This is a genomic window from Symmachiella macrocystis (genome assembly GCF_007860075.1).
Taxonomy (GTDB): domain Bacteria; phylum Planctomycetota; class Planctomycetia; order Planctomycetales; family Planctomycetaceae; genus Symmachiella; species Symmachiella macrocystis.
Map to the genome: position 1 here is coordinate 4,652,328 of NZ_SJPP01000001.1, position 26,750 is coordinate 4,679,077.

A 26,750-nucleotide genomic window follows, 5' to 3' on the forward strand; every position below is an offset into this window, starting at 1 on the left:
ACTCACTGAATCCGAGCAAGCGAGCCGGCTGTGCCGCGAAGCCCACCAAGCTTCGCCGTATCGTCCCGGTCGCCCGTTGCCGTATTTGGATCCGCTGGAATTAGCACGCCACGGTTTCCAGCGATTTCCCCCAAAGCAAAACGTCCGGAACGCATTGATTCCGGCGATTTCGTGAACAAAACCCAACGATAGGTTGGCAGACGCAAGTTCGATGGTTTCCGGCTGTTTCAAGAGAGCGGAACCACGACTTGGCTGCGGCCGACACCCAATCTGAAGAAACTGTGATTGGGAAGGAGAGATAAAGTCATGATGCAATTGGCAGATAACGAGGTCTTGCAATTGGTGCGGGCAGCTCAAGCGGGAAACCGTGAGGCGTTCGGTCGATTGGCGGTGCGGTTCGAGCCGATCGTGTTCGCTATTGTGCTGCGACGACTGCGCAACCGGTCCGAAGCGAAGGAAGTCACGCAGGACGTCTTCTTGCAAATGATGCGGAAGCTGGACCAGTTGCGTGACCCAGAGCGGTTCGTAGGCTGGATGAAGCAAGTCGCCGTGCGGATGGCGATCAACCGAGCGGTCCGACGGCCGCACGAGGTCGTGACCGGTACGGATACGGTGTCGGCATTGAAAATGGATCGGGCCAACCCTTTGGAAAGCCTGATGCAAAAAGAAGATGCCGGCCGGGTCCGGGGTGGTTTGTCGCGTCTGCGTGAGCTGGATCGGCAAACGCTGATGGCGTTCTACTTCGAGGGCCAATCGCTCAAGGAGATGAGCGACCACTTCGAAAGCCCGATCGGAACGATCAAGCGGCGACTGCACACCGCACGGAACCGCTTGAAAGAAGAACTGGTCGCCGCCCCGGCACCAGTCTGAAGAGCGAGCAATCGCTCAATAAGAACCCAGCGCGGTCGAATCCCACGATTCGGCCGCGTTTTTTATTTAGAGTTCTACCCTGAAGGGGTAATACATGTCAGCCCAGGGCAAACGGCAACGCCGCGCCGCCCTGGGTGAACAGTTATTGCCCGTCGTGCGGATCTTCGGGATGCCGTTTGGCCCAATATTGATAGGCGAAATAGACCGGCAGGCCTAAGGCGATAAAGAGTAGGCCCAGCCGGGATTCCCACGGTTGTCCCAAGTAAATCTGCGAGAGAAACCAGAGATAAAACAGCACAAACGCCGCCGGCACAAACGGGTAGCCCCAAGTACGGTAGGGGCGTTCCCAGTCGGGATGCATTTTTCGCAGGACAAACACTGAAAACACGCACAGCATGTAAAAAATGCTGGCCGAAAACACGACGAGGTTGGTCAAAATGTCGAAGATCGTCGATTGTTTCAGGTCTTGTTCACCGGTCAATTGTTGAACGATGCCAATTGTTTTCAGCGAATCGGCGGACTCAATCAGTACGGCCGTCGCCACGATCAAAAGCATGGCCATCGCCGCTTGAATCATGATGGCTGTTGCCGGTGTGCGGTAATTGGCGTGTACCCGCCCCAGCGCGCGAAAAAAAACGTCATCGCGCCCCATCGCAAACACAATCCGCGGCGCCAGGAGCAGGTTACTGTTGATGCCGCCAAAAGTACTGCACATGATCACCGCCCCCATAGCGGCCACTCCCAGTTGGGCGGTCGTATCGCCCAACGGAACGAGCAGTTTTTTGATCATTGCCTGAGCAGCCTTTGTGCCGGCGGCTTCGACTTCCTGTAGGGAGAGCACGCCGTGGTAGGCGATGTTGGCCAATACATATAGGAAAATGAGTATCCCCACTCCCCAGATGAGGGCGCGGGGAATGTTCTTTTGTGGTGCACGGATTTCCTCAGCGACGGGGGCGACTCCGTGCCATCCGTCATAGGCCCACATCACCGCCAGCAACACGATGCCGAAGCGTGTCGACAAACTCAGATCTTCCACTGGAGTCGAGGTCGCGTAGTTCGCTACCTCAAAACCACCCCACCCAGCAGCCACGAACAGGAACGGCGCCAAGCCCACCAGCAACAAAAAACCACCTTTGATGATCGTGGTCAAACCTTGCAGCCGCCCACCCCAGATGACTCCCACCACATTCACCCATGCCACGAGCGCAATGAGGCTGATTGACATGGCGACTTTGAGAACAACGGGAGCCTGCCAGTCAAATGCGCTTGCCAAGGCTTCGATAAACGCGACCGACAAAGCACCGATGGCGGCGGGGCGGGCGAACAGGAAATCATTGAAACCGAACAAAAACGCCGCGGGTCGGCCGTATGCTTCCCGGAGATAAACATAGGGACCTCCGGCCTGTGGCAGCATGGCAGCCAATTCTGCAAAGCAGAGCGCTCCCAAAATACAAAGCACGCCTCCCACGATCCAAGTCGAAATGATCAGCGGAAAAGACCCCGCTGCGGCAGCAATGGCGCCGGGTTTGTAGAAGATTCCCGAGCCAATCACATTCCCGACCACAACCGCCACGGCGGTACCTAATCCCAGCACACGCAGCAGCCCCGCCCGGCTTTCGAAATGGGGATCCAGGGGACTCGGAGGTGGATTGTGCAACCGATTCACGCGGAGCCCTCAAGGTCTAGGTGCATTCTCAAATCGTGATCAAGCTCATGGATCTGCGATTTCCCCTGGCGCAGGCTGCGTTGGGGGAGACGCGCGGTGCATGATGACATAGTCCCCATTAAAGGGCATTCGCCCCTCGATTCAAGAGGGATCTGGAATTAGGCATTGAGAGGTTTAAGCCGTTAAAACCGCCAGGACCGCGATAGCCGATGGTCAAATCGCCAATCGATACAACCCGGAAGATAACTCGAATCTTGTGCAAACTGCCGCTGAAGATCCAGAGGGTTGGCCGAGTTGCCGATATAAACCGTAGGCGGGGACCGACGAGGTTGTATCTCGATTTGGCCGCTCCTGGACCGACTCAAAACACAGACTATGGCGGTTGCTCATGAACGGGCCTCGCCGAGTGGGATTAAGGACTTGATGCGATGGTGTCCCCAAAAATAACGGCTGATCGAACCGCCTTACAACGCAGCCGAACTCCGAAGTCGGAAACGAGCGGAATGGTCCATGGGTCGCGGATTGATTCGGGTTGCGAGATCAATCCAACTGCGACTGCAGTACCGGGACATATGCATTTGGCACGCGAGATCTACGAACATATTCTCTCTACGCAGCCGGACCATCTAGAGTCGCTCAAAGAATTGGGGCAGATGGATTTCGAAGAAGGCGACTTCCCACAAGCCATCGAACGGCTGTCGCAGGTCATGGGAACCCCCATGGCTGATGCTGAGTGTTTACATCGTCTGGGGCAGGCGTACGCAGCGCAAGGGGATACATCCAGTGCCGAAGCCGCACAACGTCGGGCCCTTGAGTTGGATCCGCAAATGGCGGCAGCGCATTTTGATCTGGGTGTCAGCTTGCGGCAGCAAAATAAACTTGGCGAGGCGACCGCCAGTTTTCAACAAACGCTGCGATTGGATCAAAACCACGGCGGCGCGTTTCATCAACTCGGCAGCACCTTGGAACAGCAGGGCAATATCGATCAGGCCCTGGTTTGCTACCAGGAAGCCCGCCTCAAAGAGCTGATTGACGCCGCCTTTGAAATCGGCATGTTGCAGATCCGCAGCGAAATCGAAGCCTTGGTCCGCACAGTGCTGATTACCGCCCCGCGGAACATTCTCGAGATCGGTTCGCATCGCGGTGGCACGATGTATCTGTGGTGCAAGCTGCTTGAAAACAGCGGCCACCGGATCACCGTTGATCTGCCCGGTGGCGATTTTGGCGGGCTAGCAGTTGAAGACATCGAAAGCCGCAACGCCATGATGTCGGGCTGGTCCGAAAACTTCTCGGCAATCAATGCCGACTCACACGCGGTCTCAACCTATGAAACAGTCCGCGAAACGCTCGACGGAGAGCAGCTGGATTTCCTGTTCATTGATGGCGACCATACGTATGAAGGGGTGAAGCTCGACTTCTTCATGTATAAAAATTTGGTCCGCGAGGGAGGCCTCATCGCCTTTCACGACATCAAGGATACGCAATTGCATCGTGATCAAAACTGCCACGTCGCCCGGCTGTGGGGCGAACTGAGCGGCGATAAGATGCAAATCCAATCCGATGCCCAATGGGGCGGCATCGGCGTGATCCAATGCTGATTGCTGACGCTAGGCTTTAGACATTAGGCCACAGACTGTAGAATAATTGAGGCATCCCCCAGCGTACGATGCCCAACCCTACAGCCCAAAGTCTATAGCTTAAAGCCTATCCTCCCATGCAACTCAACGGACGCAATATCCTGATCACCGGGGGACGCCGCGTCGGCGCTAAATTGGCGGTCGACTTAGCGGGACGTGGGGCGAATATCGCGCTGAGTTACTTCCAGAGTCGCGAGACGATCGAGGCGGTCGTAGATGATGTGCGGGAACTCGGCGTGCGGGGGCTTGCGGTTCAAGCGGATTTGCGGAAACCGGCGGACGTCGATGCGTTGGTTGCCCAAACGGTCGACGAACTTGGCTCGATCGATTGTCTGATCAACATGGCGAGTACCTTTAATGCATCACCGCTGGACCAACTCGCTCCAGAGGACTTTGACGACAATATTGCTTCAAATCTCAAAGCGCCTTACTTGACTTCTATCGCTGTAGCGCGGGCCATGCAGCAAAATCCCACTATCGACGGACTGCAGGGCAAAATCGTCAATTTCGCGGATTGGGCCGTCTTTCGCCCCTACAAGGACTTTCTGCCCTACTTGATCGCCAAAGGGGGAGTGGTCACGATGACCACCGCATTGGCTTTGGAATTGTCGCCGACGATTACCGTCAACGCCGTCGCCCCGGCCATGATTGATCCGCCGCCGCATCTGACTCCTGAACAAATTGAGTCCATCCGTCAAGCATCACCGCTGAAACGAATCGGCATCCCTTCCGACGCCAACAATCTGGTGATGTATCTGCTGGAAGGTACTGATTTTGTCACCGGCGAAGTTTTCCGCGTGGACGGCGGCCGTTTTTTGGGCACCGATCACCTTTAAGTCGCGCTGCCAGATGCATACGTCAGAAGCGTTAGACTGTCGCTTCGACCCATGGTGACGCACCTGCGGGGCTATGCTCTGCCGTCACTGATTTCAGCGCCTCCAGTACGCCTCTGTCGAGTGAGCTATCCTGCTGAAGTTCCGTGAACGGATCCACGGGCGATGGATCCGCATTGCCGCGTTTGTGTAGCAGTAAGTTGTCGTAGGCCCGCACTGCTCGAATAATTTTTGCGCCCAGCGGCACCGGCCCCGTCGTCCCGGTTCCCAATGCCTCGCGGGCTGCCTCGATTTGTTGGTCTTGGTTGAGTAGCAACGGCACAGCGCCGTTGAGAATCGATCCCAGCGACATCACCAAATCCATCCCTTGTATGGTTTGCTTAAAGTTGTCGTCGTTGTCATGCTCCAGCGCGCCGACTGCTTTGCGGATAACTGAGGTGGTGATTTCGATGTTTCCCACGTCGTACAACAGTGCTGCCACACGAATATCATCCGTCTCCCGAGCAGTCAGCCGCATTTCAGCAGCAACCTTCTGGCTCAATTCCGCAATCCGCACCGAACGGTCCTTCAATCGCGGATGGGCACTTTGCAGATAGCGTGAGAGGACTTCCACCACGCCGACATAGGCGTCATGCAGTTCGCCCATTTGAGTGCGCCGCTCGTCACTCAGCGTGCCAATCAATAAGGAAGTCAGCCCTAAAACGGCTCCCCAGGCGGTGATCGCTAATGCTGTGATCGAGGCCGAGGCATAGATTTCGATGGTGGAAAGGTTCAAAGCAATCACAATCGAAGCTGACATGAAACAAAACAATGCCGTAATGCCGGCCAGATATCGCCCGAGAAAAAATCCGCTCAATACGACCGGCAGAAAGAACAGATTGAGAATCACCATTTTATAGGCTTGCATCTGGTAGAGCAGGCAAGTCAGCCCCATCGTTACCACGATGATCGAGATCTCTAGTATCAACTGCTCTTTCGTGCGTTCGGTTGGTTTGTGTGGAGTATTCATGACAACCCTGTAGTTTTGAACGAAAGGGGTTTCTGCTAATTACGGATCTTGAGCGTAGCCATGGCGGCTTCGAGCGATGAACCCAAGTCGGTATCGACATGCTCTCTGTACGTGGTAGAGGAGGCATTGCTCTCCGCACCGGGGCGGATGAAGTCGGAATACTGTTCGGCGATGCGGCGGAATTGTTGTTCGACTTCCAAGAATGCATCAACTAAATCGGGATCGAATTGCGTTCCGCGTCCTCGCTCTATGAATCCCACACATGCGATGTGCGGCAGGTCGGGCTTATAGACCCGGCGGGTGGCCAATGCATCATAAACATCGGCAATGGCGACAATTCTGGCGGCAATTGGAATTTCGTTTCCGATGAGATTGTCGGGATATCCACTGCCGTTCCACCACTCGTGATGCGAATGAGCGATTTCACGGGCCATTTGTAGAAAATTCGATGCACCCAACCGCCGTTCGATTTTGAGCAAACATTCCGAACCAATGAGGGGATGCCTTTGGATCTCTTTTCGTTCATCGTTGCTCAGACGCCCCGGTTTGCGAAGGATCGCATCTTCAATGCCCACCTTCCCAATGTCATGCAACGCCGACCCTGTTCCAATCAGGCGAACAAATTCTTCGTCGACAACATCGCGGAATTTTGGCTTGTTGCGCAGGGATTGGGCCAACGCCGTTGCATACAACGCAATACGCTGTAGGTGTTCGCCTGTTTCCGGATCTCGTGATTCGGCCAAATTTGCTAATCCAAAGATCACCGCATCCTGCGTGCGCAATAACGACTGCGCTTTTTGCAAGGTATCGGTCTCGGCGTTCAGTTGTGACTTCTCAAATGCATCGCCGATGCGCGAGCCAATCATGTAGGTGCAAATTCCCAACGAAGTACACGTCCACAACAGCGCCAGCGACATTGCCATGGGAGTGGCCTTGAAGGCCTCGGAGGTTGTCATGTTGACGGCCGTCAACGGGACATGGATCAGGACTGCCTCCGGGGAATCTGAAAAATTGAATACCGATGCGGCGTGCAGACCGTCCGGAAAAGCTGCGATTCCAGGAACTGGACCGACATTCGTTTCCGGTTGGGGCAGCCCAGCAGGCTGCCAAGTAATCGTTGTTCCCGGCCCGAGCGAGTCATTCTGCTTTGATGCGCGATCAACAATTTGCCAATCGGCGTCCACCAACGTGGCTTGCCAAGTTTGTTCCGGAGCCGCCGCACGAATCTGGCTCAATAAGTGCGAAACGTCAATGACCTCGGCTTGAGAAGCGCGGCTTGCAGAGACAATTTCAGAACTGGCGGATGCAATCTCATTCCAGGCAACTTGGCTGGCGGATCGCTGGGAGAATGATCGCAAAAACTGGTATTGGACCCAGAACCCTAGCCCGACACATGCGACTTGTATCGCGAATATCCAACTAAGACGTTTAAGCTGAGTGCCCATTGTGAGAAACCTGCAAATGATGATGACAGCCGAATAATTCGAGGGGGCAATGACGGTGTTTATTGACCTGTTATTTCCCACGCTGTCAAAAAGAACTCCTTGGTCCCTTGAAAACTGTCACCAATGAATCCATTAGTAGTTTTCGACATTCGATAGGGCGCTGGTGTCAGATTCGTAGTTGACCAGCCTGGTCAAGGAGAACCCCTAAGCCCATTCATGCAGGATTCGCGGATTGTGTGGCGATTCCAGAACACCGGATGACCCTAGCCGTGTTCCGGGTCCACCGGACTTGGTATGAATCCCGGAGGCACGACTACGTGGGTTGGAACGATTATCATGAATGCCATGCTGAGGCTCCTAGTCATTCGGGGAGTTTCGTCACACAGTGGACCCATGGGGAGAAACCGTCCGCGAGTGGAATTGCGTGCTCTTAGTCGCAACACGTTCATTGTGTATAGTGTTCTCCAATACTGTCCGAGACGTATGGCATATCGCAATCCCCAGCCACCCTAAACAGGTTGCGCCGTCCCCTTGCAAATCGGGCTATGACTGGCTTCAATCAGAGCGTTCAGGTTCAAATTCATAGAATGAAAGCCGATTGGTCTGCTGCGAGGTGCGCCGGGGGCTTTTGCACGGATCGCGGGGCGAATGGGGCCGATGGATGGTCGACCGGAAAATATTTCAGGCAGGCCAGCCAATAATTTCGTAATAGCCAAGGACGAATATCGCCGGCAACCACAGGAAGACAACATGACTGCAAAAACGTATCAGAATGCCTTGACCGTTGCCCTCCTGGGCTTGTTTCTCGCCACATCCCTCGTCGGTTGTGGAGGCGATGACGGAGACGAGGAAGTGGCGACCATCGAGAAAACCGCAGCTGACAAGGCGGCCAAGGCAAAAACTGATATTAAGAAACCCCAAAAGCGCGAGTCCATCGTTTTGGGGCCGCGAGAGCCGTACTTCGCCGGGAGTTCGCCCGAAACGGAGCGAAGCGGAGAGGATTGGCCGCAATTTCTCGGTTTGCACTCCGATTCGATCTCCCAAGAGACCGGACTGCTCAACGAATGGCCCGCCGACGGTCCGCCGGTTCTCTGGAAGATGCGCGTCGGCAGCGGCTATGCCGCCCCCTCGATCATGGGCAACCACCTCGTCCTCTTCCACCGTCAGGGAAACGAAGATGTCATCGAATGTTATACCGCCGATACGGGCGAATGGTTATGGCGGGAAACCTTTCCCACCGATTTTCGCGATCCGTACGGCTACAGCAACGGCCCGCGCTGCACGCCCTTGGTCACCCAGGACAGGGTCTTTACGTTCGGGTCCAACGGTCGGTTGAGTTGCTTGAAACTTGAAAATGGCGAAATCTTATGGACGCGGGATACGAATGAAGACTTCGATATTCCCCAAGCCTTTTTCGGAGTCGGGAGTACCCCCATTCTGGAAGATAATCTGCTGATCGTTATGGTCGGCGGACAGCCCAATGCCGGAGTTGTCGCCTTCGATGCCATCACCGGCGATATCGTCTGGGAAAACGTGGGAACCGATGCCTGGGATATGAAGGGCAAGCCGGGAGCGGACGATCCCAAACTCGCCAGCTACTCCTCATTGGTGGTCCGCGAAATCCAGGGTAAACGCCACCTGCTGGCCTTGATGCGGCCCGGCTTGGTTTCGCTGGATCCGCAGACCGGGAAGATCAACTTCGCCTATTATTTCCGTTCGCGAATCCACGACTCAGTGAACGCCGCCATGCCGATTGTCGTTGACGATCAAATTTTTCTGTCCGCCGCTTATGGCGTTGGCTCGGTCCTTTTACAAGTCGGTGCTGATGGCCAATCGGTCGAAGAAGTGTGGAAAAACAAAGATAGCATGCGGGCACACTGGACGACACCGGTCTATCACGATGGCTATTTATACGGCTTCAGCGGTCGGCATGAAGTTCCCTCGTCGATGCGCTGCATCGACTGGGCCACCGGCGAAGTCAAGTGGATGACCGACGAAGAGGAAGGGGCCGAACTGGTCAATCCCCGCGATGGAGCCAGTTCCATCGAGCCGAAATGGTACGGCCGCGGTTCGGCCATCATGGCAGAGGGGAATCTGATCGTGCTGGGCGAACGGGGTGCTTTGGCACTTGTTCCGGTCGATCCGGAGAAGTTCTCGCAGATCAGCCGCGTGAAGTACCCAGAAATGAAATACCCCAGTTGGACCGGCCCGGTGCTCTCCCGCAAACGGTTGTACATTCGCTGTGAAGACAAAGCGCATGGTGGTGAGTATTACTTGTTGTGCGTGGACCTGACCGGCAGCGCGGGGTCGTAATCAGGCCGGTTCGTACTCGCCGCGGGAGCCGTTGTGGATGATCTCCCGCACGCGCTCCGGGTCGGGGATGCCGCGTACGAAAATTTCTACGCCCGCTTGCCCCGCACTGGAAATGCCCACGTTTCCCACACCCAAAATTCGCTGTAAAAACGTCTGCGCGATCTGCACGTTGCGGACGTTATCGTGCGTGACTTCATTGGTGTACTTCGAGAAGACACCCCGCCGCAGGGTCGTGCGTTCCTCGGTGATGATCAAAGTCGTGCCAATCGACTGGAAATACCAGATCAGCAGCATCACCAATCCGATGCCGAATGCGGCGATCAGTAGGCAGCAGAGTACAAAATAGACCGGCCGATTCCGAAACATCGCCGGGTGTTCTTCGTATAGGATGTCTTCCACGTTGTCGTTGGTGGTCATCGTTGTTGTTGCTTTTTCAGTTTACCACTGAGAATCGGAGGTCACGGAGTCGGGAAACTTCTGAGCTTGGGAGTCATAGCCAAAAGATTAGGGTATAATGGGAATGGCGATGATTGAGTGACGCAAGATGTGCCGGAGCTTCATCCCATATATTTTTCACGCAACTGTCGCGCAGCGTCCGCTTCGTTCTTTAGTTTTTCGTACACTTCATCCAAGCTGACTACCGCCGCTGAGCCGGGGGCAAAGCCGCAGTCGGGATTGAGAGTGATTCGCTCGGGTGCAAGGTATTTGAGCGCCTGTTCGACACGGGCGACGATGGACGCGGCGGAATCCACTTCTCCTGGCTCGCAATTGACGCATCCTAGGCCGATTTCGAAATCGTCGCGCAATTTGGAAAAAACCGCCATGTCGCCAGCGACCGGCGTCGTGAATTCCATTGTCAGGTGGTTCACATTAAGCCGGTTGAGTTGTTTGATGATCGGATCGTATCCGCCACTGAACTGCGCCTCGCCTCGGACGCGGGCTCCTGCACGTCGGCATAAGTGAACCGCTAACTTGATCCCCTCGATCCCTTCGACAATCTGATTCGTCATATCCACGGCGAAATCGGCCGACTGATCGGGGTCTGCGTAGCGGCTGCGGACGTCCTGATCGACGAACAGGCACAAATGCGGGTCGTCAATCTGTACAATGTCGACCCCTTCCTCTTTGAGCAACTCCACTTCACGTCGCAAAATGGGTACGCAATCCTGCACGAATTCTTCGCGGGTGGGATAGGCGGTCGACGATTTTACGGTATCCCACATCCGTTCTCCCAGCAGCGACGGAGCAGGGAGGGTAGCCTTGACCTTGCGATTAGTGATCTGTTTGAGATACGAGATTTCCCGCGCGATGAATCCCGGTTGCTTGGGGGATAGTTTATCGACAACGACTGTCCAAGGCCGTCCGTCCGCCGGATTGAGGCTCAATTCAAACCCGTGAGCCAATTCGGCGATCACACCAATATAGGACTTTCGCCACCATTCGCCGTCGCTAATCACATCCAAACCGGCGCATTCCTGCAAGGCGGCCAATGCATGAATCGCACCCCGCATGGTGCGGTTATAATCCGCCGTCGGGACGGGGCAGTTGTCGCTGATCAATTCTTTCACATACGTCGGCCGCGGCATCGAACCGACGATCGACGTAGGGAACAGAAGTGCATCGCTCATGAGTTCATTTCCAGTTTAATTTAGTGTGCCCGGTCGCTGTGTTGAATTTCAGGACCAATGCTGGCGAGCGTATTCAAAATCTTGTTGCGTATCGATTTCAATATAACCGCCTGGCGTGTCAACATGAACCATCCGCTCGCCCGTTTCGAGCATGTCCTGTAACATGTGAATCAAATATGCTTTTTCGAAGACCGCCGCTTCCCGATACGGCTGGCCGGCATTTTTTTCACGAACCTGGTGATAATAGTCCCGCAACCGACCGGCTCCCGCCGCTGAAAATTTGGCGACACCGATGTATTCGCCGTGGGCGTCGGATTCTTGGATTTCGCGATGAATTCTCGTCACGGCCCCGTTCTTAACGGTCACTTTTTCGGCATCGTCACTCGGATGTTCGGTGCGATGCTCGTAGCGGCTGAGCCAATCGGTATCGACGGCCAGCGAAATGTCTTCAGCGTTGGCAGCAACCCGCGCGACGACATCCGGTGTGAACAGAATATCGGAATAGCAACAGATGAACGGCTGGTCCATCAGGTCCTCGGCATGGAACAAAGACAGCAAGATATTGTTGTTCGGCCAATCGGCATTATGCCGGAATTCAAATTCCGGATAGTCGGCCTGGACTTTTTCAATTTTGTATCCGCCGATGAAGCAAAAATCATCGATGCCGTTCTGCCGGAATGCATCCAACGACCAATCCAGAATTCGTTTGCCACCGATTTCGGCGAAGCATTTGGGCGTTTCAGCCGTCGTGGGCATCAGCCGCGCTCCGCGTCCGGCACCGATAATAATCACCTGCACGCTACATTAACCTCTTATTTTATTGAAAAGTTAATTTTCCGTTTCGACGACGTTTGCCTTGGCGTGCGAATTCCCGCCGGCATTCCACAATGTTGCCGAGACGACCGCCGCTAGCAACGCCCAACCAGCCCAGGTATACAGGGCCACCTGCCAATTGAAATGTTCTGCAACCCACCCGGTCACGGTGTCTCCACCGAACGCCCCCAGATAACCCATGAAATTTACAAACCCAGCTGCTGCGGCCGCCGTGCCCCGTTTTGCCAGATCGGCTGGCGCCGTACCCACCAGCAGCACTTGCGGGCCATAAATGCAAAATCCAATCACGACCAGCAAGCCCATCGTACATTCCACGGTATATGCGGATTGCACGCGAGTGATAAATTCGTAGAGGACTGTCAATCCGGCCAGCATTAGCAACAAGAAGGAAATTACTGGCGCACGTCGACCACCGAAGAAACGATCTGTGGCCCAACCCGCCAGATACGAACCGGCCGCTGCTCCAATTGCGATTACCCCGTATTTCAATGTCACCTTCGACAGCCCGTCGGATCCGCCCGCCGCTTCCTGCATTTCCAGGAGATGCGTGATGCCCCAGTCAAGAAACCCATAACGACAAGCGTTCAACAACCCTAGTGCCAACCCCAAACGCCACAAGGCGAAATTGCTTACTGTCAGCTGTAAATTTTCCACGAAGGACTGGTCTGTTCGCACATGTGTACCGACAGACAAGTCGTCATCGTCATCAGTGGGCGACTCCCGCAAAAACAGCAACATGATGACGGCTGTCCCGGCAAGAATGGCTGCCGGCAGAAATAAGGCGCCTCGCCAATTGCCGTACCAGGTGACGGCCGCGCCGGCGATCACATACGTCAGTCCGAGTGTGATTTGATATCCGGTCCCCACAATACCGATGGCTTTGCCGCGCCTGAGCACGGGAACCCAGTTGCCGAGGACCCGCACACAGGGGGTCCACCCCAGCGATTGGCAGTATCCGTTGCAGGCCCACACGAATATCAAAAAATACAATCCAGTGCCAAATCCGAACAGAACATTCAGACCGGCGGAACCGAACATGCCCAAAGCCAACAAGACCCGCGGCGAAATCTTTTCCGACAATTGGCCGTTGAGCAATTGTCCGAACGCATAGGCCAGTTTAAGCCCGCCGAGAATGTACCCGATCTGATCCTTGCTTAGCCCCAGTCCTCCATCCTCCACCGGCATTTGCATACCCGGCAAGGCAACGGACAGATTCGTGCGACAAAAATAAAAGACGCCGTACGTCAACCAGATCAGCCAGACGACGGAATCCTCACCCGACCGTTTCGCCATGACGGATCTTGCAGATCTTGGTTGTGGATTGTTGTCCTGGCGCGACGACACACGACCTCCTCGAAACGGCTAGCAAGATTTGCGGAATCAATAGTCGTAGCATGGCGAATGTCCTCCTGGGAATCAACTACATCCGTCGATTCCTAAGAGATTTTTGGTTGAGTCCTCAGCGATTCGCTTCTAATTTGCCGCTGCCAATCCCCGTCGCACGCGGAGAATACAATACGCACACAAGGTAGCATTGACCACAAAGAACAGCAGGAAGATCGTGAGTCCCCCCACTTCGGCTGCCTGCTTGTGCAGCGGAAGCAGGACTTTCTCATCCATGCGGAACCAGCGAATGATTTCGCGAATCATGGCGGCGCCCGAAAGTGTCATCAGCAGTCCCACCGAAGCGGTCATCAGCCAGATTTTTTCCAACCGCGCTGAACGGCGGACTTGTAACCAAGAAGCGAATTGCACGCCCCAGCCGCTGCCGGCGAGAAACACATAAGGCCACCCCATATACCCGGTGATTGCCTCGCGAACCTCCGGAGGAATCGCCACTGCATAGAGAGCGGCGGCGATTGCCGAGGTCACCAACCCCGCCAAGGCCAACATCGACATCCGGTGACGGCCGACCGTTTCGTGGTCCGGAACATCACGCTGCAAATACCAAAGCTGCCAACCCAACACGAGCGCCAACGTGGGAAAACTACCGGCAAACCAGACGGCCAATCGCGGCAAGACCTCACGGGATTTGTACATCCAATTCCCAGCAGCATAATGCCCTGCCCAGGAACCGGCATTGATACTGAGCAAATGGTTTTCCGTCCAGGACCAAGCGATAAACGCAAATCCGGCGAAGGTTAATAATCCGAGCGGAAACGTGAAATATCGCGGCCACGCCTGCACACGTTTGGCTTTCCAGATATACAGCAGATAGAACGCGGCAATCAGCACCGGCAGAATCGCCATCCAACGATGAAACAGCAGCAGGTTGGCAGTATAGAAATTGCGTTTATACAGAATCTGCACAAACAACAGCGGTGCGATGCCGGCTGTGATTGCCGCACTCAACATAAACGGCAGCCATTCCCGCAATGTGCCCGCCACCAGCGAGGGGGTTTGATCGGGTTTCCGGCGTTCAAACAGACTCATCGAAACCAAATACCACGACCCGGCCAGCACGTAGTTCATGAATACGACATGGATCATCAGCGTGACGATGTACAAAAACAGGTACATCAACGTGGGCCACGGTAAACCGATCGGAAACACGGACTGCATGGGGGTCTCTTTTTTATTTCTGGGGATGCCTAGAACCTTGCGCGGTGCCCGCTTCATCCAGCCACGTTTGAATCCGCGCCAAAATCTCCGGATCCAGCGACGCTTCCTTCACTCCCTCCGGTCGTCCGGCTGTTTCCCAACCGATCAATTGCACCAGCGATTCCAATTCCACTGCGGACCCGGAGAAGGGGGGCATGAAGGGTTTGGTGTGTTGCAGTTGTGCGATCATCAACCGTCGCTGATCATCGGACCAATGCCCCGTCAATTCCACCAACCCATTCACGCCCCGCATCGTATGGCAGATGCTGCATTGAAACCGAAACACCTTCGCCCCCAATTGCAATTGTTGTGTCGGATAGTCGGCGGCATTCTGAAGCGGAAAGGGATCATCGGTCACCGAACCGCTCTGCCGTAATCGAGCGACTTCCGCCGGTAGAATCGAGTTGGAATACAACACCTCACGCACGGTATACGGTTTGCGCGCTCCTTCGCGAACAAACTCTCCCCCCGCCGTGGCCGCCATGGCTAAGGCGCACAACAAGGTGGCCGTCGCGCCGTTGATATACAGTTTGCCCCACCAAATTCCAATCGTCGCATAGGCCCCGACCAACAGCGACGACCCGACGCCGATCGCCAAAAACATCGACATCGCGGGACTTCCTCCCGTTACCCAAGCGCGGCTGTCCTCCGGCCAACTCATCAAATACCACACACCCAGCACGGGCATAACGATCATCGGTAGCAGAAAATGCGCCGCACGATTGATCAACACGCTCCGCGTCGGCCGGTCCAATCCCGGCATCACATTGATCACAACGCAAGCCACGAGCGCGGCAATGGCCATGGCAACCAGCGTGCGGTACAGCAGCGACGGCCAAAAACTGGGATTAAAAAATCCGTCCTGGATCGAATGCGTTTCCAGCCAGATTCCGGGCGTCAATTGCCACGACAATATCCCGTTGATCCAAAACAGACTGCCCCAGGCGGCAACGGCATACAGCACCAGCAACGTCATCCTTGCGGAATCATCCAAACGGGTTCCGTAGCGATAAAAGCAATAACCGGCGACGATTTCGAGACAGAAGAATGTCCATTCCACCGCCCAGATCCAGTGGAATTCATCCACCATCATGCCAATCGTGCGAGGACTGATTTGGATCGAGGTAAACCACATCCCCACCCCGGTGACAGCTCCCATGATGAAGCTGACCAAGACCAGAAAACGAAAAAAACCGTCGACAAATTGCCGCGCCGGAGCACAGCGGCCGGTTTGCGACAGCCATTGGAAATAGCACATCAACATTCCACCGCCGATAGCAAACTGCGCGAGGAAGACATGGAAAATCCCCAACGAACCTATCACCAATCCCTTCATGGCGGGACCAAAATCGTTGATGGGATAGTAAGTGAAGTCCATGGCAGTGCTCCGAGTGTTGGCGTTGCGGGTCATTCTAGGCCAGCTGGTCGCGTGAATACACTAGCGGTTTTCGTTCCGCAGCCAGATTATCGAAATCAGGAATTCGTGCGGACGATTTTCCCGTGTTTGCGTCGCACGACTCTAGCGCTCAACGACGATGTGTGCTATCCTGACCAAACGCTCAACAATCGTTTCCCATTCAATAAATTGCTCAGAGTTCAACGACATCATGACAGACAAACTATTTTCTGTGGCGGGACAAGTCGCACTCGTCTCTGGTGGCAGCCGGGGGATTGGATTTGAATTGGCCCGCGGATTCGCCACGCGTGGCGCTCAGGTGATCATCACCGGCCGCGATGAAGCAACTTTGGCGACGGCCGCCGAAGAACTTTCCCAAGATGGCAACTTGGTGACACCGATCGTTTGCGATGTCGTCAAGGTCGACGAAATTCGGTGTTGTGTCGACACAATCCTGGCTGAGTTTGGCCGAATCGATACGCTGATCAATGTTGCCGGCGTGAACAAGCGACAGGCGGCTGAACAATTCACCGTTGAGGAATACGACACGATTATCGACGTGAACCTCAAAGGGGCATTTTTGATGTCGCAGGAGGTCGGCAAACGGATGATCGAACAGCGCAGCGGCACGCAGATCAATATCGATTCGCTCAACACGTATGCCCCGCTCAAAGGCGTGCTGCCTTATGCGATGAGTAAAGCGGGAATGAAAATGATGACACGGGGCTTGGCGCTGGAATGGGGCCGCTACGGCATCCGCGTCAATTCCCTCGCGCCGGGCTTCACGCTCACCGACCTGACCCGCAAACTGTGGTCCGACCCCAAAATGCTCAAGTGGGGCAAGGAGAACACGCCGCTGGAGCGCATGGCCGAAGTCGAGGATATGGTCGGGACCGCCATCTTCCTGGCCTCCCAAGCCTCAGCCTTTATGACGGGCCAAACACTCTACGTCGACGGCGGTATCTCGGCTGGGATCTCGTGGCCGATGGAACTCTGAATGGCCGTTATTTCCCCAGCACCTCGCCATGCCACTGTCGGGCCTGGACGAGTTCATCTAAGCGGTAGTACCGCATCAGCCAATAGGCATGCAGGTAATCGATACTACACGTTGCTTGGTTAATCGCAGGGCCATTGCTGCGCCATGCGGAGTGAGGATTGTTCTTCCAGGCATATCCGCTATTCGGCTTGGACTCGTCGACCCAGACCGGGTAATCGACCGTCTCGACCTCACCTGGGGTGCTGAAACGGTCGAGGCGGAACCGTCGTAATTGTTCGATACCGGTGTACAGCAAATAATTTAGTTGCGCTCCAGTTCGCTGTTGTTCCTCAGGCTGAATGATTTTCTGAAAAACGACCGGATGGCTCAGCAGTCCGCACCACATAAAGTTGCACAGGCTATTGTGCTCGTTTTCGATCCGTCGCAAACTGTGAAACATCGTTCGGCCCATGCGGAATAAAAACGTGCCGTCCATTTCGGTCTGATCGCGGGCTGATTGATGCAGATCAAGCATCAAACTCACATAGGCTGCGTTGGTGACATGATTCCGGTCGTTCATCCCTTTGACCAACACACTGCCGCCGATTTTTTGCGGCAGGATAAAACTCTTCAGCGGCGCCGAGTAGTAGACGTGATGTTTGCTGCGGAGGCGTTTGAAGGCGCGCTCGATCTTTTGACGCCGCGGGTGATCCTGCGGCACAAAATGCATGCCAGTCGCCACGATCATGTAAGCGACCTGCGCATTGAACGGCACACCTTGCGGGCCAATCACGGGAGTCATATCGCCATAGGGAGTCGGTTTGCCGTCCTTGTCGGTGAGGCGATAATCGTGTTCCAACAAATGCACAACGGCGGCCGTTAGATCGTCGAGTGCCAGTTTTTGATCGGCCGCCGGCAAATCGTGATAGACCAACAGCATCAACGTGGCATAGCCGCCGACGAGTTGGTTATAGGTGCCCTTCGCGGGATCACTACGGAAATGATAAACCGTGCCGTCCTCGTCTGTGTATTTGTGTACATTTTTGTGAATCGGCTCCTCGGATTGCAGAACTGACCGAGCGACAAGTCCGGGATATTCGGTCACCTGTTGAAAAAAGTGCAGACCGCGCAAGAGGCTCGAAATGTGTTGCAGTGTCTGACGGTCTTTAGTGACGGCGTACTTGTAACTCAACGCCGCCAACAACGCGCCATTCCACGTCGAGGTATCCGCTCCCAAACCCATTTTGGGCGGGCGGCCGACTTTGTCCCGCAGCGTGATCTTGTAATGCACCTGCTGCCAGGGGGAGGTGAAGTAATTCTGGATTTCCCACTCGAAATGCGCAGCCTTGTCTGCCAACGGCATTTTGCGGTAATCGCCGCCATAGGGCGCTAGTAGAGCCGCTTGATAGCTCCGCAAGGATGCCGCTGTTTGATCATTTTCGGCCGGGCGGGGTATTGCCGAGAAATCGGCCGCCGCTGCGGAGAGTGGGGACAAGCCGAGAGCTAACGCCCAGAGGGCAACCCAGCTCAGTTGACGCAATCCACAAAAAACCATCTCACAGCCTCCTTGCCGTTTTGACCGCTTGCGAGGATCTGGAACTCCGACGGCTTCACCAACGCGGTTAGGCGTCGGTGGAGACCGGAGTTTGGATAGCTGGCGGGATCCGCTGGGGGGGATAGGCGGTCCAGACAGCGATCGCTGAGCCAATCGGCAGCACCAGCATCATCCAGTTCGCCATGGAATAACCTCCCCAATAATCTTTGGCAAGAGCAAATGGCAACGGGCCCAGGGCGCTGGCTACGATTTGAAAGGTAAGTACGATTCCACGGATCGCTCCTTGGTGCAATCGTCCGTATTGATTGACCCACACGGCGCTACCGGCTGTTCGCAGAATCGCACCGTGCGTGCCCAGCAGCATGCCGTAGATTGCCGCCAGTCCTACATGGTTCAGCGATGTCAACAACAACTGCGCCGTCGCTAAACAGACCATCGACATCGCCATCAATTTCCGTTCCGGAAAACGGTCGCTGAGGTAGCCAAACAACAAAGCGCCCAAGCTGGCTGCCGCTGCCTGAATGCTCAACGTGGTGACCGCCGTCGTGACCGACAACCCCGCTTCAGCAAAGATCGAGACCTGATGAAACACCAAACCGGTGCCTACTAATGCGCCGGTGCACAACGGCATTAACAGCTTCCAAAACGTCAAATGCTTCCACGCCTCTTCGACAGTCTGATCGTGACCAACGGCGGATTCCACACCGGCCATTTCAGCTGTGTCGGTCTCCTCTTGATCCTGACGGGGGCGAGTTGTTTTCGTGTCTTTGGACAACTGGCCATCTGGCAATAACCCGACATCCTCAGGGCGATTCCGGACGAACACAATTGCGGGCAATATCAGAATCGCCCAGACAATGACCGCCAAGCAAACCCATCCCGATCGCCAACCGAATTCGGTCGTGACGTACTGATTGATCTGCGGAATGCACATCACCGACAGCGTTCCACCCAGCCCCAACAACCCCATGGCCATCCCACGGCGTTTCTCGAACCAATGCCCGACTAACCAGGAACTCACCAAAGTCAGCGAGCCTTGCCCCAGCGGGCGGATCAAGCAAAAGCCGATGAAGAGCCCCATAAAGCTTTCGACCGACGACATCCACAGACAAGCGCCCCCGAGGGCGAGCGCGATGATCGGTAGTAACAGTCGCGCGCCGTAGCGGTCCGTCAATCGTCCGACAAAGGGCAAACAGGCGCCCGAGACCAACGTTGCAACGAGATAGGCCGCCGAAAACGCAGTATCGGTGACCTTCAACGACGCTTCCATCGGCTCTTTAAAGGTCGCCACGGAAAACGATTGACCCGGTGCCGACGCAAACATGCCCAGCGCGGCGATAAACAGCACCGTCCAACCCAAAAAGAACGGTTTCCGCTGCGGCGCAACGGGAGTCAGGCTCGGTTGGATTTGTACCGGATTGGCCAATCGTGACCGAATCGGTTTCGTTCTCAGGCGGGACATTGCGGAATGACTATTGGAGGGAAGCGCGGTGCGGAGGTGCACTGAGCGATAAATTCAATCGACTTGCCGATCAGGACAGCCGATTGCTGCCGCAGGTTCAGTTTATTCGATAACTGCAGCATGGAACAGGTCGCTGCCGACTTTGGGCGCGGGTGAGTCTAACGGCGACTTATTAAGCAGGTATTAACGCATTGATGAACAAAACAAAAGTCCAAATACCGCTAAGGCAAGCGTATTCACAGTGTTTGCTAACCGAACGAAAGTTAGCTGACAGGTTGAAATCTAGACTGCAATGCCTGCCAACATATTCTCCATTAGCCGCAGAAGTGAAGCTTCAGCGGTGTGGCTTTTCGGAGCCCGGCTAAAGGGCGTCAGTCATTGCCGACGATCACTAGACCCTGCAGCGCTAAATAAGGGTAATGCAGCGCTCCGGGTAATTGCGGTGCAATGAGCCGTCCCGCACCACCGGTGACGACAATCGTGGCTTCTGCAGGGAGCGTTTCGCGCAGATGTTGGATCAATTCACGTATGGCGCCCAATTGCCCCCAAAACAATCCGCTCCGCAGGGCATCACGCGTGTTTTTGCCCAGTGCTGCGGGAGGCTCGCCAACGATTTCGTCGTTCGAGATACGAGGCAACAAAGCTGTGTATTGATGGAGTGCCTGCGAACAAAGTTGAAATCCCGGCAAAATCGCCCCGCCCTCGAAGGCGCCGGTTGTGGATATGACATCCACCGTTGTCGCTGTCCCGGAATCGACGATGATCATTGGTGATTCAGGCGGCCGAATCACATTGGCAGCCACTGCATTGAGCAGGCGATCGACACCGACAGTCCGCGGTGAATCCACATGGAGTTCAATCGGCAACACGAACGGATTATCGATCACCTGCGGATTGGGCCAACCGGTCGCCGGCCAACCATCGAGGACCTTATCGCGCCCCCGGGGGTTCACGCCCCCTAGGATCACCGCCACCACTTCGCCATGGATTTTCTGAGTCCAGCGTGCCAATTCATTCCAGGGGACCGAAGCATCCACCTCGACTGCCATCGATCGCAAATACTCCGGCAAGCGCCGTTCGCTCCGCGCGCGGCCATTTTTCTCAAAGAGTCCCAACTTAATGCGGCTGTTGCCAACATCGATCGCGACCAACAATTCTCGGGAAGGATGATTCAACGGAACAGCCGGCTACGTGGTAGGGAGATGAAAAATGAAGCGAAACCCGTTTCGCAATTTGAGAATCGGTTTCGCGATATGAGTGAGTTCCTCATTATTGGCGAAAAACCACATGAATAACAATCCCAGCAAGGGCCGGATCGGCTCAGAATTGCCGCAATAACCCATCAATCGATGCCGATATTCGTGAATTCTTGGATCCGCTCCGTAATCGCCGTTTCCACCGGCAGGCGTTCCATGCTGCTGGCCCCATAAAAGCCTACAATCCCTTCGGTGTTGTCCAAAATATACTGCGCATCAGCCGGTTCGGCGATCGGCCCGCCGTGGCACAGCACCATAATCTCGGGATTGATTCGCTTTGCCGCATCGTGCATCTCCTGCACCCGGCGAGCCGCTTCCTCCAGAGTGATCGCCGTTTCGGCTCCGATGCTGCCTTTGGTCGTCAGCCCCATATGCGGAATCAGAATATCCGCCCCCGCCTCAGCCATCGCGGTTGCTTCGTCGGGATTGAAGGCATACGGCGAGGTCAGTAGCCCCAATTCGTGCGCCTGTCGAATCATGTCGACTTCCAACCCGTAACTCATCCCGGTCTCTTCCAGATTCGCCCGGAATGTGCCGTCGATCAGTCCCACAGTGGGGAAATTCTGCACTCCCGCAAAACCGGCCCGCTGCACGTCCTGCAGAAAGGACGACATCACCCGAAACGGATCCGTCCCACATACCCCGGCCAAAACCGGTGTGTCAGGCACGACCGGCAACACCTCGCGAACCATCTCCATCACGATCCCATTGGCATCACCATACGGCATCAACCCCGCTAACGACCCGCGGCCCGCCATGCGAAACCGGCCGGAATTGTAAATGATGATCAAATCAATCCCACCGGCCGCCTCCAATTTAGCACTGATCCCGGTGCCGGCGCCACCACCAATGATCGGTTTCCCGGCAGCGACCTTTGCGCGGAGGGTTTCCAGAATGTTTTCACGTGTGTGTTGGGTCATGGGATTTGGGGGTTGTGGTGATTGAATGCCCCCCGGCAAAGTCGGGGGCTGATAACGGGTGGGGAATGATTCGCAATTTCCATCAGCCCCCGGCTCCGCCGGGGGGTTCGGATGTTTTGCGGGATCGCAAAATGTCCAACAACACCGTCGCCGCAGCTGTGGCGAATTCGGCATCGTTAATATGCCTGTCAATCTCCAAAACATCAACAGCGCCGCAATGCGCGTGAATGCTCTCAAACAACGCCGCCCTCGCCGCCGGATCGTCAAACGGTTGTCCCTCCGCATCAATCGCCGAGACCCCTTGCAGCGGCAGCAGAATCTTCACCGGCCCAGTCGCCGCAGCCGCCTTACGGGCGATTTCCTCGCCCAGTCGGCGATTTTCTTCCGGCGTGGTCCGCATCAGCGTCACGGTGGGGTTATGTGTATACAACTTGCGGTCCGAGAATTCGTCGGGAATGCTCTCGGCCGGGCCAAAATTGACCATGTCGGTCGCTCCCACCGAGATGACTTGCGGGATGCCTGCACGTCCGGCAGCCGTCAGGCGGTCGGGACCGGCGGAGAGGACGCCCCCCACCAACTCATCGGCCAACTCGGTCGTGGTGATGTCCAACACGCCGGCAAGCAGCCCCTCAGAAATGAGCGACTCCATCGCCTCACCGCCATTGCCGGTGGCGTGAAACACAAGCACTTCATAGCCCGCCTCTTCCAACACGCTGCGGGCCTGTTCAATACAGGGCGTCGTGACGCCGAACATCGTGGCGGCAATCAGCGGTTTGTCGTCGGTCCGCTGATCGGAAACGGTATTCAACGTCACCATACCCGCCATGGCCCGCGCGGCGTTTCCCAACACGGCGCGACTGATACGATTGATCCCCGCGATGTCAACCACCGCATTGAGCATCAAAATATCCTTGTCCCCCACATACGGCCGGACCTGCCCCGAGGCCAGCGTACTGACCATCAATTTGGGGATTCCCACCGGCAGTCGCCGCATGGCGGAAGTCGCAATCGTGGTCCCCGCCGATCCCCCCAGCCCCAGCACCGCATCGACCGCGCCGGTGGCGTGCCGCTGCGCGATCAACTCCGCCACCCCTTGCGCCGCCAACGTGATCGCCGCCCCCCGGTCACCCGCAGCACGTACCTTAGCCAACGAAGTCCCGGCAAGTTCAAAAACCGTTTCACGCGAAATGTCGGCGGCAATCTGCGGTTCGCCGAGACAGCCCGCATCGACAACCACAATCTCCGCCACGCCGTAAGCGCGCAACTGCTCCCGAACGAAATCCGTCTCCGTCCCTTTGGTATCCAACGTACCAATCAGATAAACCGCCATCGAAGAATTATCCCCGCGACACAGTGAGTGCACACCTAAAAATCTCCCTCTCCCCCTGGGAGAGGGCCGGGGTGAGGGGCAAACAACCAACAGCAGACACCTCTTCAAACCCCAATCACTCCGCAACCCCATCCTTGTGTCCCAAAATCGCCGCTTCATCAAAAACCGCATGGTTAATGATCGTCCGCACCCCTGACGTGTACACGATATGAATCTTGCCGTCGCGAGTTTGAATCGCCACCGGATAGGCGGTCGTGTCTCCCGGGATGTTCACGATGTTTCGCCGGTGTGGCCAAGACTTATCGTTGTCGGTCGAGATCGCCACGGTGAGCGGCATCCGTTCTCCCTCGTTATTGTCGTTCCACACCATCAGCAGGTGGCCGTTTTTGAGTTTGATGAAGTCCAGCGCCGAGTTGGGATTCTTAAACTCCGTCGGTTCCCCTTTGCTCCAGGTCCGCCCCCCATCGTGCGACTCGCTACGATAGGCGACGCCCCCCTCTTTGAGCGGTCCAAACCGTCCGCCGCGACGGATGTAGGTGATCAAATAGTCATCATCGATCTGCACTGGCGAGGCTTGTAGATTGCCGATTTGGGAATAGATGCGATTCGTCGGCGTCCACGTTTTTTTCTTAGGGTTGTATCGCAAGAAATAACTACAGGTATCCGCAGCCGTTCCTTCACGGTCTTCGCCCGTCTCGTGATACAGCGGCAAAAAGTAGTCGCCGTCATTGAGCACAATCGGGGCGCTGCGTGCCATCGTTCCTTCTTCGAAGGACAGCAGATGCGAGTCGGACCAGGTCTTTGCCCCATCTTTGGAAATTTTGTATTTAACCCGCGCGGAGGACCACGTGGGGCCGTAATTCGTCACGTAGAATAACCAGACCGTCCCGTCCGGCGCCTGCCAGATGGCGCCGTTTCCGTCCGAGCGATCCGGCGTGTCGGCGATGACCACCGGTTTGGTCCACTCCGTCGCCCCCTTCACCAGACGCGTGCCGTAGACAGCCGTGTCCCCTTCGTACTCGCCTGCGCCTCCATAGTAGGCGATATACAGGTCGCCATTGTCCAACTCGGTGATTGTTGCGGGGTGTTTGTACTTGCCGGGAATCTCCGGCCCATGCACGCGTTGAACCGTGATGTCATCCGCAGCGTGGAGGGCGGGCGTGAATGCGAGCAACACTAGGGCAGATATAAAGGTTTTCATATGAGTCACCTCGAGTTCGGTAGCAGTTGAGGATGGTGAGTTCAGCCGTTGAGCATAACCGAAAACAAAGCCAGAAACACCAATCGAGGATTCAATGACAACCCCGTCATCAATATCCACGACCAATTCCTTAGGCGAAGGCCTTGCCTCGGTGTTTGTACAAGGTTCAGTTAGGGAATTGGGGGGCTGGCCAATTCGCACAACCGGCAAAGATTCTCGCATGTCCACTGGCATCGTTGAAGGGGGGATCGCCAATGGTGTAGTATCTTTTCAAAGGGCCTCTACTGACATCGATTCAGCATATCTCAGCTGACGAGTACCTTGGCCGGAGTTACAAGGGAAGAAATGTCTGCAGTCAACCGTCATCGCGTAGGCCCCGTTTCGACCGCTGTTGTCCTGGGGTTGCTGACCGTTGCAATCAAGTGGGCTGTGTGTGTGCAGGGCTCTTATCCAGAGGACTTGGTCCGCGTCGCCCCTTGGGGGTTCGGCTACGAGGAGGGGCATATCGCCGCAAACGTCATTGCCGGGCATGGGTTTAGCATTACCTCGGCTGCCGGGAATCTGCCAGCGGCGTGGGGGAGCACTCTTCCGACAACCTCTTCGGCGAATTTTCTGCCGACCGCGTGGGTTTCTCCGCTTTATCCGCTGCTGCTTTCCGAGATTTTCCGCTACTGCGGAATCTTCACCCCCGCCGCCGCGTCTGTTGTGATCGCCATCAATTGTGTTGCACAGGGGATCATCGTTTCGCTGCTCTACTTGCTCGGATTTCATCTGGGGCAAAGACGGGTCGGATTTGCAGCAGTCGGCTTGTTTTTAGTGGATCCCAACGCGTGGCAGTTTTTAGGCTGGGTGTGGCATACACAGCTTTATAGCCTGTTCTTGCTGTGTCATATTTATGTACTGCTGCGGCCCGCGCGTTCGCCGGTCTGGCAAGGCTGTCTGCTGGGAATCACCTTGGCTTTGGCGCTGTTGACCGACGGAGCGGCGATCATGCTCGTGCCAATTACCGTATTTTACGTGATCCGTAAAAAAATAGGGGGCAAGCGGATTCTAGTCGGTGGAACTGCGTTGCTATCCGGCGCGCTACTGATGACACCTTGGGCTTGGCGGAATTATGAAGCGTTTGGAGCCTTCAACCCGCTGCGGGGCAGCGTGAGTACGAATCTATGGGTGGGCAATCATCCGGAAAATCGTGACGAGTCCTATCACGGACTCAGTCAAAGCCCTTGGCACAATCAAGAGGAATTCCAGACGTTCGTCTCACTCGGTGAAAAGGGGTATTCCCAACTTTGTCGCGAGCGGGTGATCACTCGGGTCAGTTCGCATCCCGGCCGGTTCCTGGTCGATTCGTTGAAACGGACCACGGGGTTTTGGTTCGGCGAATGGTGGAACGGTTTCGCACATATCCACTGGGTTTACTCGGCCGGACTGGGCATTTTTACACTGCTTGCGATAGCGGGGGTTTATCGTGGACGCAAGCTGCACATCGAATTGTTACTCGCTGTGTTCTTGCTGTTTCCACTGCCGTACTATCTCACGGTTCATGGCCACGGACGCTACCGAGCGCCAATCGAACCGTTGATCTGCCTAGCTGCCGCCCTCGTTTTTTATCGAGAAGACAAGAGCCCGAGTCAGTCACAGCAAAAGTAATCTTTCCCGCCAGTCAACTGGCAGATTTTAGGTTCTGCCGGCGGGCTCGGGATGTATTCAACAAAAGACCAAAATTTCTTCGTTCAGTCCGTTGACTCTTTGCGGGGTCGCGCCTAATATATCTCTCACTGCCCACGCGGGCGGGTCGCTCTCGGTGTTGCTTTTACC

21 protein-coding genes are annotated in these 26,750 nt (G+C 55.6%); 6 read left to right on the forward strand and 15 right to left on the reverse strand.

Annotation, left to right across the window (positions count from 1 at the left end; all coding sequences use genetic code 11):
* Positions 1–306: 306 nt before the first annotated feature.
* Positions 307–870, forward strand: a complete 564-nt coding sequence (locus tag CA54_RS18065; RefSeq protein WP_231961923.1) for an RNA polymerase sigma factor — start codon at positions 307–309, stop codon at positions 868–870.
* A 142-nt stretch (positions 871–1,012) separates the two neighbouring features.
* Here the strand turns inward: CA54_RS18065 and CA54_RS18070 are convergent, their stop codons facing one another.
* Positions 1,013–2,536, reverse strand: a complete 1,524-nt coding sequence (locus CA54_RS18070) for an APC family permease (RefSeq protein ID WP_146372199.1) — start codon at positions 2,534–2,536, stop codon at positions 1,013–1,015.
* Between the two features lie 428 nt (positions 2,537–2,964).
* On the opposite strand from CA54_RS18070, the gene CA54_RS18075 reads away from it, so the two are divergent.
* Both CA54_RS18075 and CA54_RS18080 read left to right on the forward strand, forming a co-directional pair.
* On the forward strand, positions 2,965–4,134 hold the full coding sequence (locus tag CA54_RS18075; protein ID WP_146372200.1) for a CmcI family methyltransferase: 1,170 nt from the start codon (positions 2,965–2,967) through the stop codon (positions 4,132–4,134).
* A gap of 116 nt (positions 4,135–4,250) precedes the next feature.
* Complete coding sequence (locus CA54_RS18080) at positions 4,251–5,009, forward strand: SDR family NAD(P)-dependent oxidoreductase (protein WP_146372201.1); 759 nt, start codon at positions 4,251–4,253, stop codon at positions 5,007–5,009.
* Positions 5,010–5,040: 31 nt separating this feature from the next.
* Here CA54_RS18080 and CA54_RS18085 read toward each other — a convergent pair whose 3' ends face one another.
* Both CA54_RS18085 and CA54_RS18090 read right to left on the reverse strand, forming a co-directional pair.
* A complete protein-coding gene (locus tag CA54_RS18085; RefSeq protein ID WP_146372202.1) occupies positions 5,041–6,015 on the reverse strand; it encodes an HD domain-containing phosphohydrolase in 975 nt (324 codons plus the stop codon).
* Between the two features lie 35 nt (positions 6,016–6,050).
* The gene (locus tag CA54_RS18090) at positions 6,051–7,460 is read right to left on the reverse strand and encodes an HD-GYP domain-containing protein (RefSeq protein ID WP_146372203.1); all 1,410 of its coding nucleotides are present in this window, start codon (positions 7,458–7,460) and stop codon (positions 6,051–6,053) included.
* 750 nt (positions 7,461–8,210) lie between these two features.
* On the opposite strand from CA54_RS18090, the gene CA54_RS18095 reads away from it, so the two are divergent.
* Complete coding sequence (locus tag CA54_RS18095) at positions 8,211–9,773, forward strand: outer membrane protein assembly factor BamB family protein (RefSeq protein ID WP_146372204.1); 1,563 nt, start codon at positions 8,211–8,213, stop codon at positions 9,771–9,773.
* Here CA54_RS18095 and CA54_RS18100 read toward each other — a convergent pair whose 3' ends face one another.
* The 6 genes from CA54_RS18100 to CA54_RS18125 form a co-directional block, all read right to left on the reverse strand.
* A complete protein-coding gene (locus CA54_RS18100; RefSeq protein ID WP_146372205.1) occupies positions 9,774–10,190 on the reverse strand; it encodes a PH domain-containing protein in 417 nt (138 codons plus the stop codon). It abuts the gene before it with no gap.
* A 140-nt stretch (positions 10,191–10,330) separates the two neighbouring features.
* A complete protein-coding gene (locus CA54_RS18105; protein WP_146372206.1) occupies positions 10,331–11,401 on the reverse strand; it encodes a cobalamin-independent methionine synthase II family protein in 1,071 nt (356 codons plus the stop codon).
* Between the two features lie 48 nt (positions 11,402–11,449).
* A complete protein-coding gene (locus CA54_RS18110; protein WP_315851723.1) occupies positions 11,450–12,199 on the reverse strand; it encodes a phosphocholine cytidylyltransferase family protein in 750 nt (249 codons plus the stop codon).
* Between the two features lie 30 nt (positions 12,200–12,229).
* Positions 12,230–13,528, reverse strand: coding sequence for an MFS transporter (locus tag CA54_RS18115; RefSeq protein WP_146372208.1), 1,299 nt, complete (start codon positions 13,526–13,528; stop codon positions 12,230–12,232).
* A gap of 180 nt (positions 13,529–13,708) precedes the next feature.
* Positions 13,709–14,797 (reverse strand): hypothetical protein, encoded by a 1,089-nt coding sequence (locus CA54_RS18120; RefSeq protein WP_146372209.1) that lies wholly within the window; start codon positions 14,795–14,797, stop codon positions 13,709–13,711.
* Between the two features lie 13 nt (positions 14,798–14,810).
* Positions 14,811–16,214 carry a c-type cytochrome gene (locus CA54_RS18125; protein ID WP_146372210.1) on the reverse strand — a complete coding sequence of 468 codons (1,404 nt, stop codon included), beginning with the start codon at positions 16,212–16,214 and terminating at the stop codon, positions 14,811–14,813.
* Positions 16,215–16,443: 229 nt separating this feature from the next.
* Between CA54_RS18125 and CA54_RS18130 the strand changes: the two genes are divergently transcribed.
* Positions 16,444–17,229 carry an SDR family NAD(P)-dependent oxidoreductase gene (locus CA54_RS18130; protein WP_197532544.1) on the forward strand — a complete coding sequence of 262 codons (786 nt, stop codon included), beginning with the start codon at positions 16,444–16,446 and terminating at the stop codon, positions 17,227–17,229.
* Positions 17,230–17,236: 7 nt separating this feature from the next.
* Here CA54_RS18130 and CA54_RS18135 read toward each other — a convergent pair whose 3' ends face one another.
* The 6 genes from CA54_RS18135 to CA54_RS18160 form a co-directional block, all read right to left on the reverse strand.
* Positions 17,237–18,763 carry a hypothetical protein gene (locus CA54_RS18135; RefSeq protein ID WP_146372212.1) on the reverse strand — a complete coding sequence of 509 codons (1,527 nt, stop codon included), beginning with the start codon at positions 18,761–18,763 and terminating at the stop codon, positions 17,237–17,239.
* A gap of 67 nt (positions 18,764–18,830) precedes the next feature.
* Positions 18,831–20,225, reverse strand: coding sequence for an MFS transporter (locus CA54_RS18140; protein WP_146372213.1), 1,395 nt, complete (start codon positions 20,223–20,225; stop codon positions 18,831–18,833).
* A 371-nt stretch (positions 20,226–20,596) separates the two neighbouring features.
* Positions 20,597–21,400, reverse strand: a complete 804-nt coding sequence (locus CA54_RS18145; RefSeq protein WP_146372214.1) for a type III pantothenate kinase — start codon at positions 21,398–21,400, stop codon at positions 20,597–20,599.
* Positions 21,401–21,567: 167 nt separating this feature from the next.
* Entirely contained in the window at positions 21,568–22,401 is an 834-nt protein-coding gene (locus CA54_RS18150; RefSeq protein ID WP_146372215.1) for a phosphoenolpyruvate hydrolase family protein, read from the reverse strand.
* 82 nt (positions 22,402–22,483) lie between these two features.
* Positions 22,484–23,731 (reverse strand): Tm-1-like ATP-binding domain-containing protein, encoded by a 1,248-nt coding sequence (locus CA54_RS18155; RefSeq protein WP_146372216.1) that lies wholly within the window; start codon positions 23,729–23,731, stop codon positions 22,484–22,486.
* 115 nt (positions 23,732–23,846) lie between these two features.
* Positions 23,847–24,932: a sialidase family protein gene (locus CA54_RS18160; RefSeq protein ID WP_146372217.1), complete on the reverse strand. Its 1,086-nt coding sequence runs from the start codon at positions 24,930–24,932 to the stop codon at positions 23,847–23,849.
* A gap of 345 nt (positions 24,933–25,277) precedes the next feature.
* Here CA54_RS18160 and CA54_RS18165 point away from each other — a divergent pair, with 345 nt between their 5' ends.
* A complete protein-coding gene (locus CA54_RS18165; RefSeq protein ID WP_146372218.1) occupies positions 25,278–26,582 on the forward strand; it encodes a hypothetical protein in 1,305 nt (434 codons plus the stop codon).
* Positions 26,583–26,750: the final 168 nt, after the last annotated feature.

Bases quoted from the DNA above. Each gene is read 5' to 3' on its own strand.
- CA54_RS18065 (WP_231961923.1), top strand. From the start codon at position 307: ATGATGCAATTGGCAGATAACGAGGTCTTGCAATTGGTGCGGGCAGCT.
- CA54_RS18075 (WP_146372200.1), top strand. From the start codon at position 2,965: ATGGTGTCCCCAAAAATAACGGCTGATCGAACCGCCTTACAACGCAGC.
- CA54_RS18080 (WP_146372201.1), top strand. From the start codon at position 4,251: ATGCAACTCAACGGACGCAATATCCTGATCACCGGGGGACGCCGCGTC.
- CA54_RS18085 (WP_146372202.1), bottom strand. From the start codon at position 6,015: ATGAATACTCCACACAAACCAACCGAACGCACGAAAGAGCAGTTGATA.
- CA54_RS18090 (WP_146372203.1), bottom strand. From the start codon at position 7,460: ATGGGCACTCAGCTTAAACGTCTTAGTTGGATATTCGCGATACAAGTC.
- CA54_RS18095 (WP_146372204.1), top strand. From the start codon at position 8,211: ATGACTGCAAAAACGTATCAGAATGCCTTGACCGTTGCCCTCCTGGGC.
- CA54_RS18100 (WP_146372205.1), bottom strand. From the start codon at position 10,190: ATGACCACCAACGACAACGTGGAAGACATCCTATACGAAGAACACCCG.
- CA54_RS18105 (WP_146372206.1), bottom strand. From the start codon at position 11,401: ATGAGCGATGCACTTCTGTTCCCTACGTCGATCGTCGGTTCGATGCCG.
- CA54_RS18115 (WP_146372208.1), bottom strand. From the start codon at position 13,528: ATGGCGAAACGGTCGGGTGAGGATTCCGTCGTCTGGCTGATCTGGTTG.
- CA54_RS18120 (WP_146372209.1), bottom strand. From the start codon at position 14,797: ATGCAGTCCGTGTTTCCGATCGGTTTACCGTGGCCCACGTTGATGTAC.
- CA54_RS18125 (WP_146372210.1), bottom strand. From the start codon at position 16,214: ATGGACTTCACTTACTATCCCATCAACGATTTTGGTCCCGCCATGAAG.
- CA54_RS18130 (WP_197532544.1), top strand. From the start codon at position 16,444: ATGACAGACAAACTATTTTCTGTGGCGGGACAAGTCGCACTCGTCTCT.
- CA54_RS18135 (WP_146372212.1), bottom strand. From the start codon at position 18,763: ATGGTTTTTTGTGGATTGCGTCAACTGAGCTGGGTTGCCCTCTGGGCG.
- CA54_RS18140 (WP_146372213.1), bottom strand. From the start codon at position 20,225: ATGTCCCGCCTGAGAACGAAACCGATTCGGTCACGATTGGCCAATCCG.
- CA54_RS18150 (WP_146372215.1), bottom strand. From the start codon at position 22,401: ATGACCCAACACACACGTGAAAACATTCTGGAAACCCTCCGCGCAAAG.
- CA54_RS18155 (WP_146372216.1), bottom strand. From the start codon at position 23,731: ATGGCGGTTTATCTGATTGGTACGTTGGATACCAAAGGGACGGAGACG.
- CA54_RS18160 (WP_146372217.1), bottom strand. From the start codon at position 24,932: ATGAAAACCTTTATATCTGCCCTAGTGTTGCTCGCATTCACGCCCGCC.
- CA54_RS18165 (WP_146372218.1), top strand. From the start codon at position 25,278: ATGTCTGCAGTCAACCGTCATCGCGTAGGCCCCGTTTCGACCGCTGTT.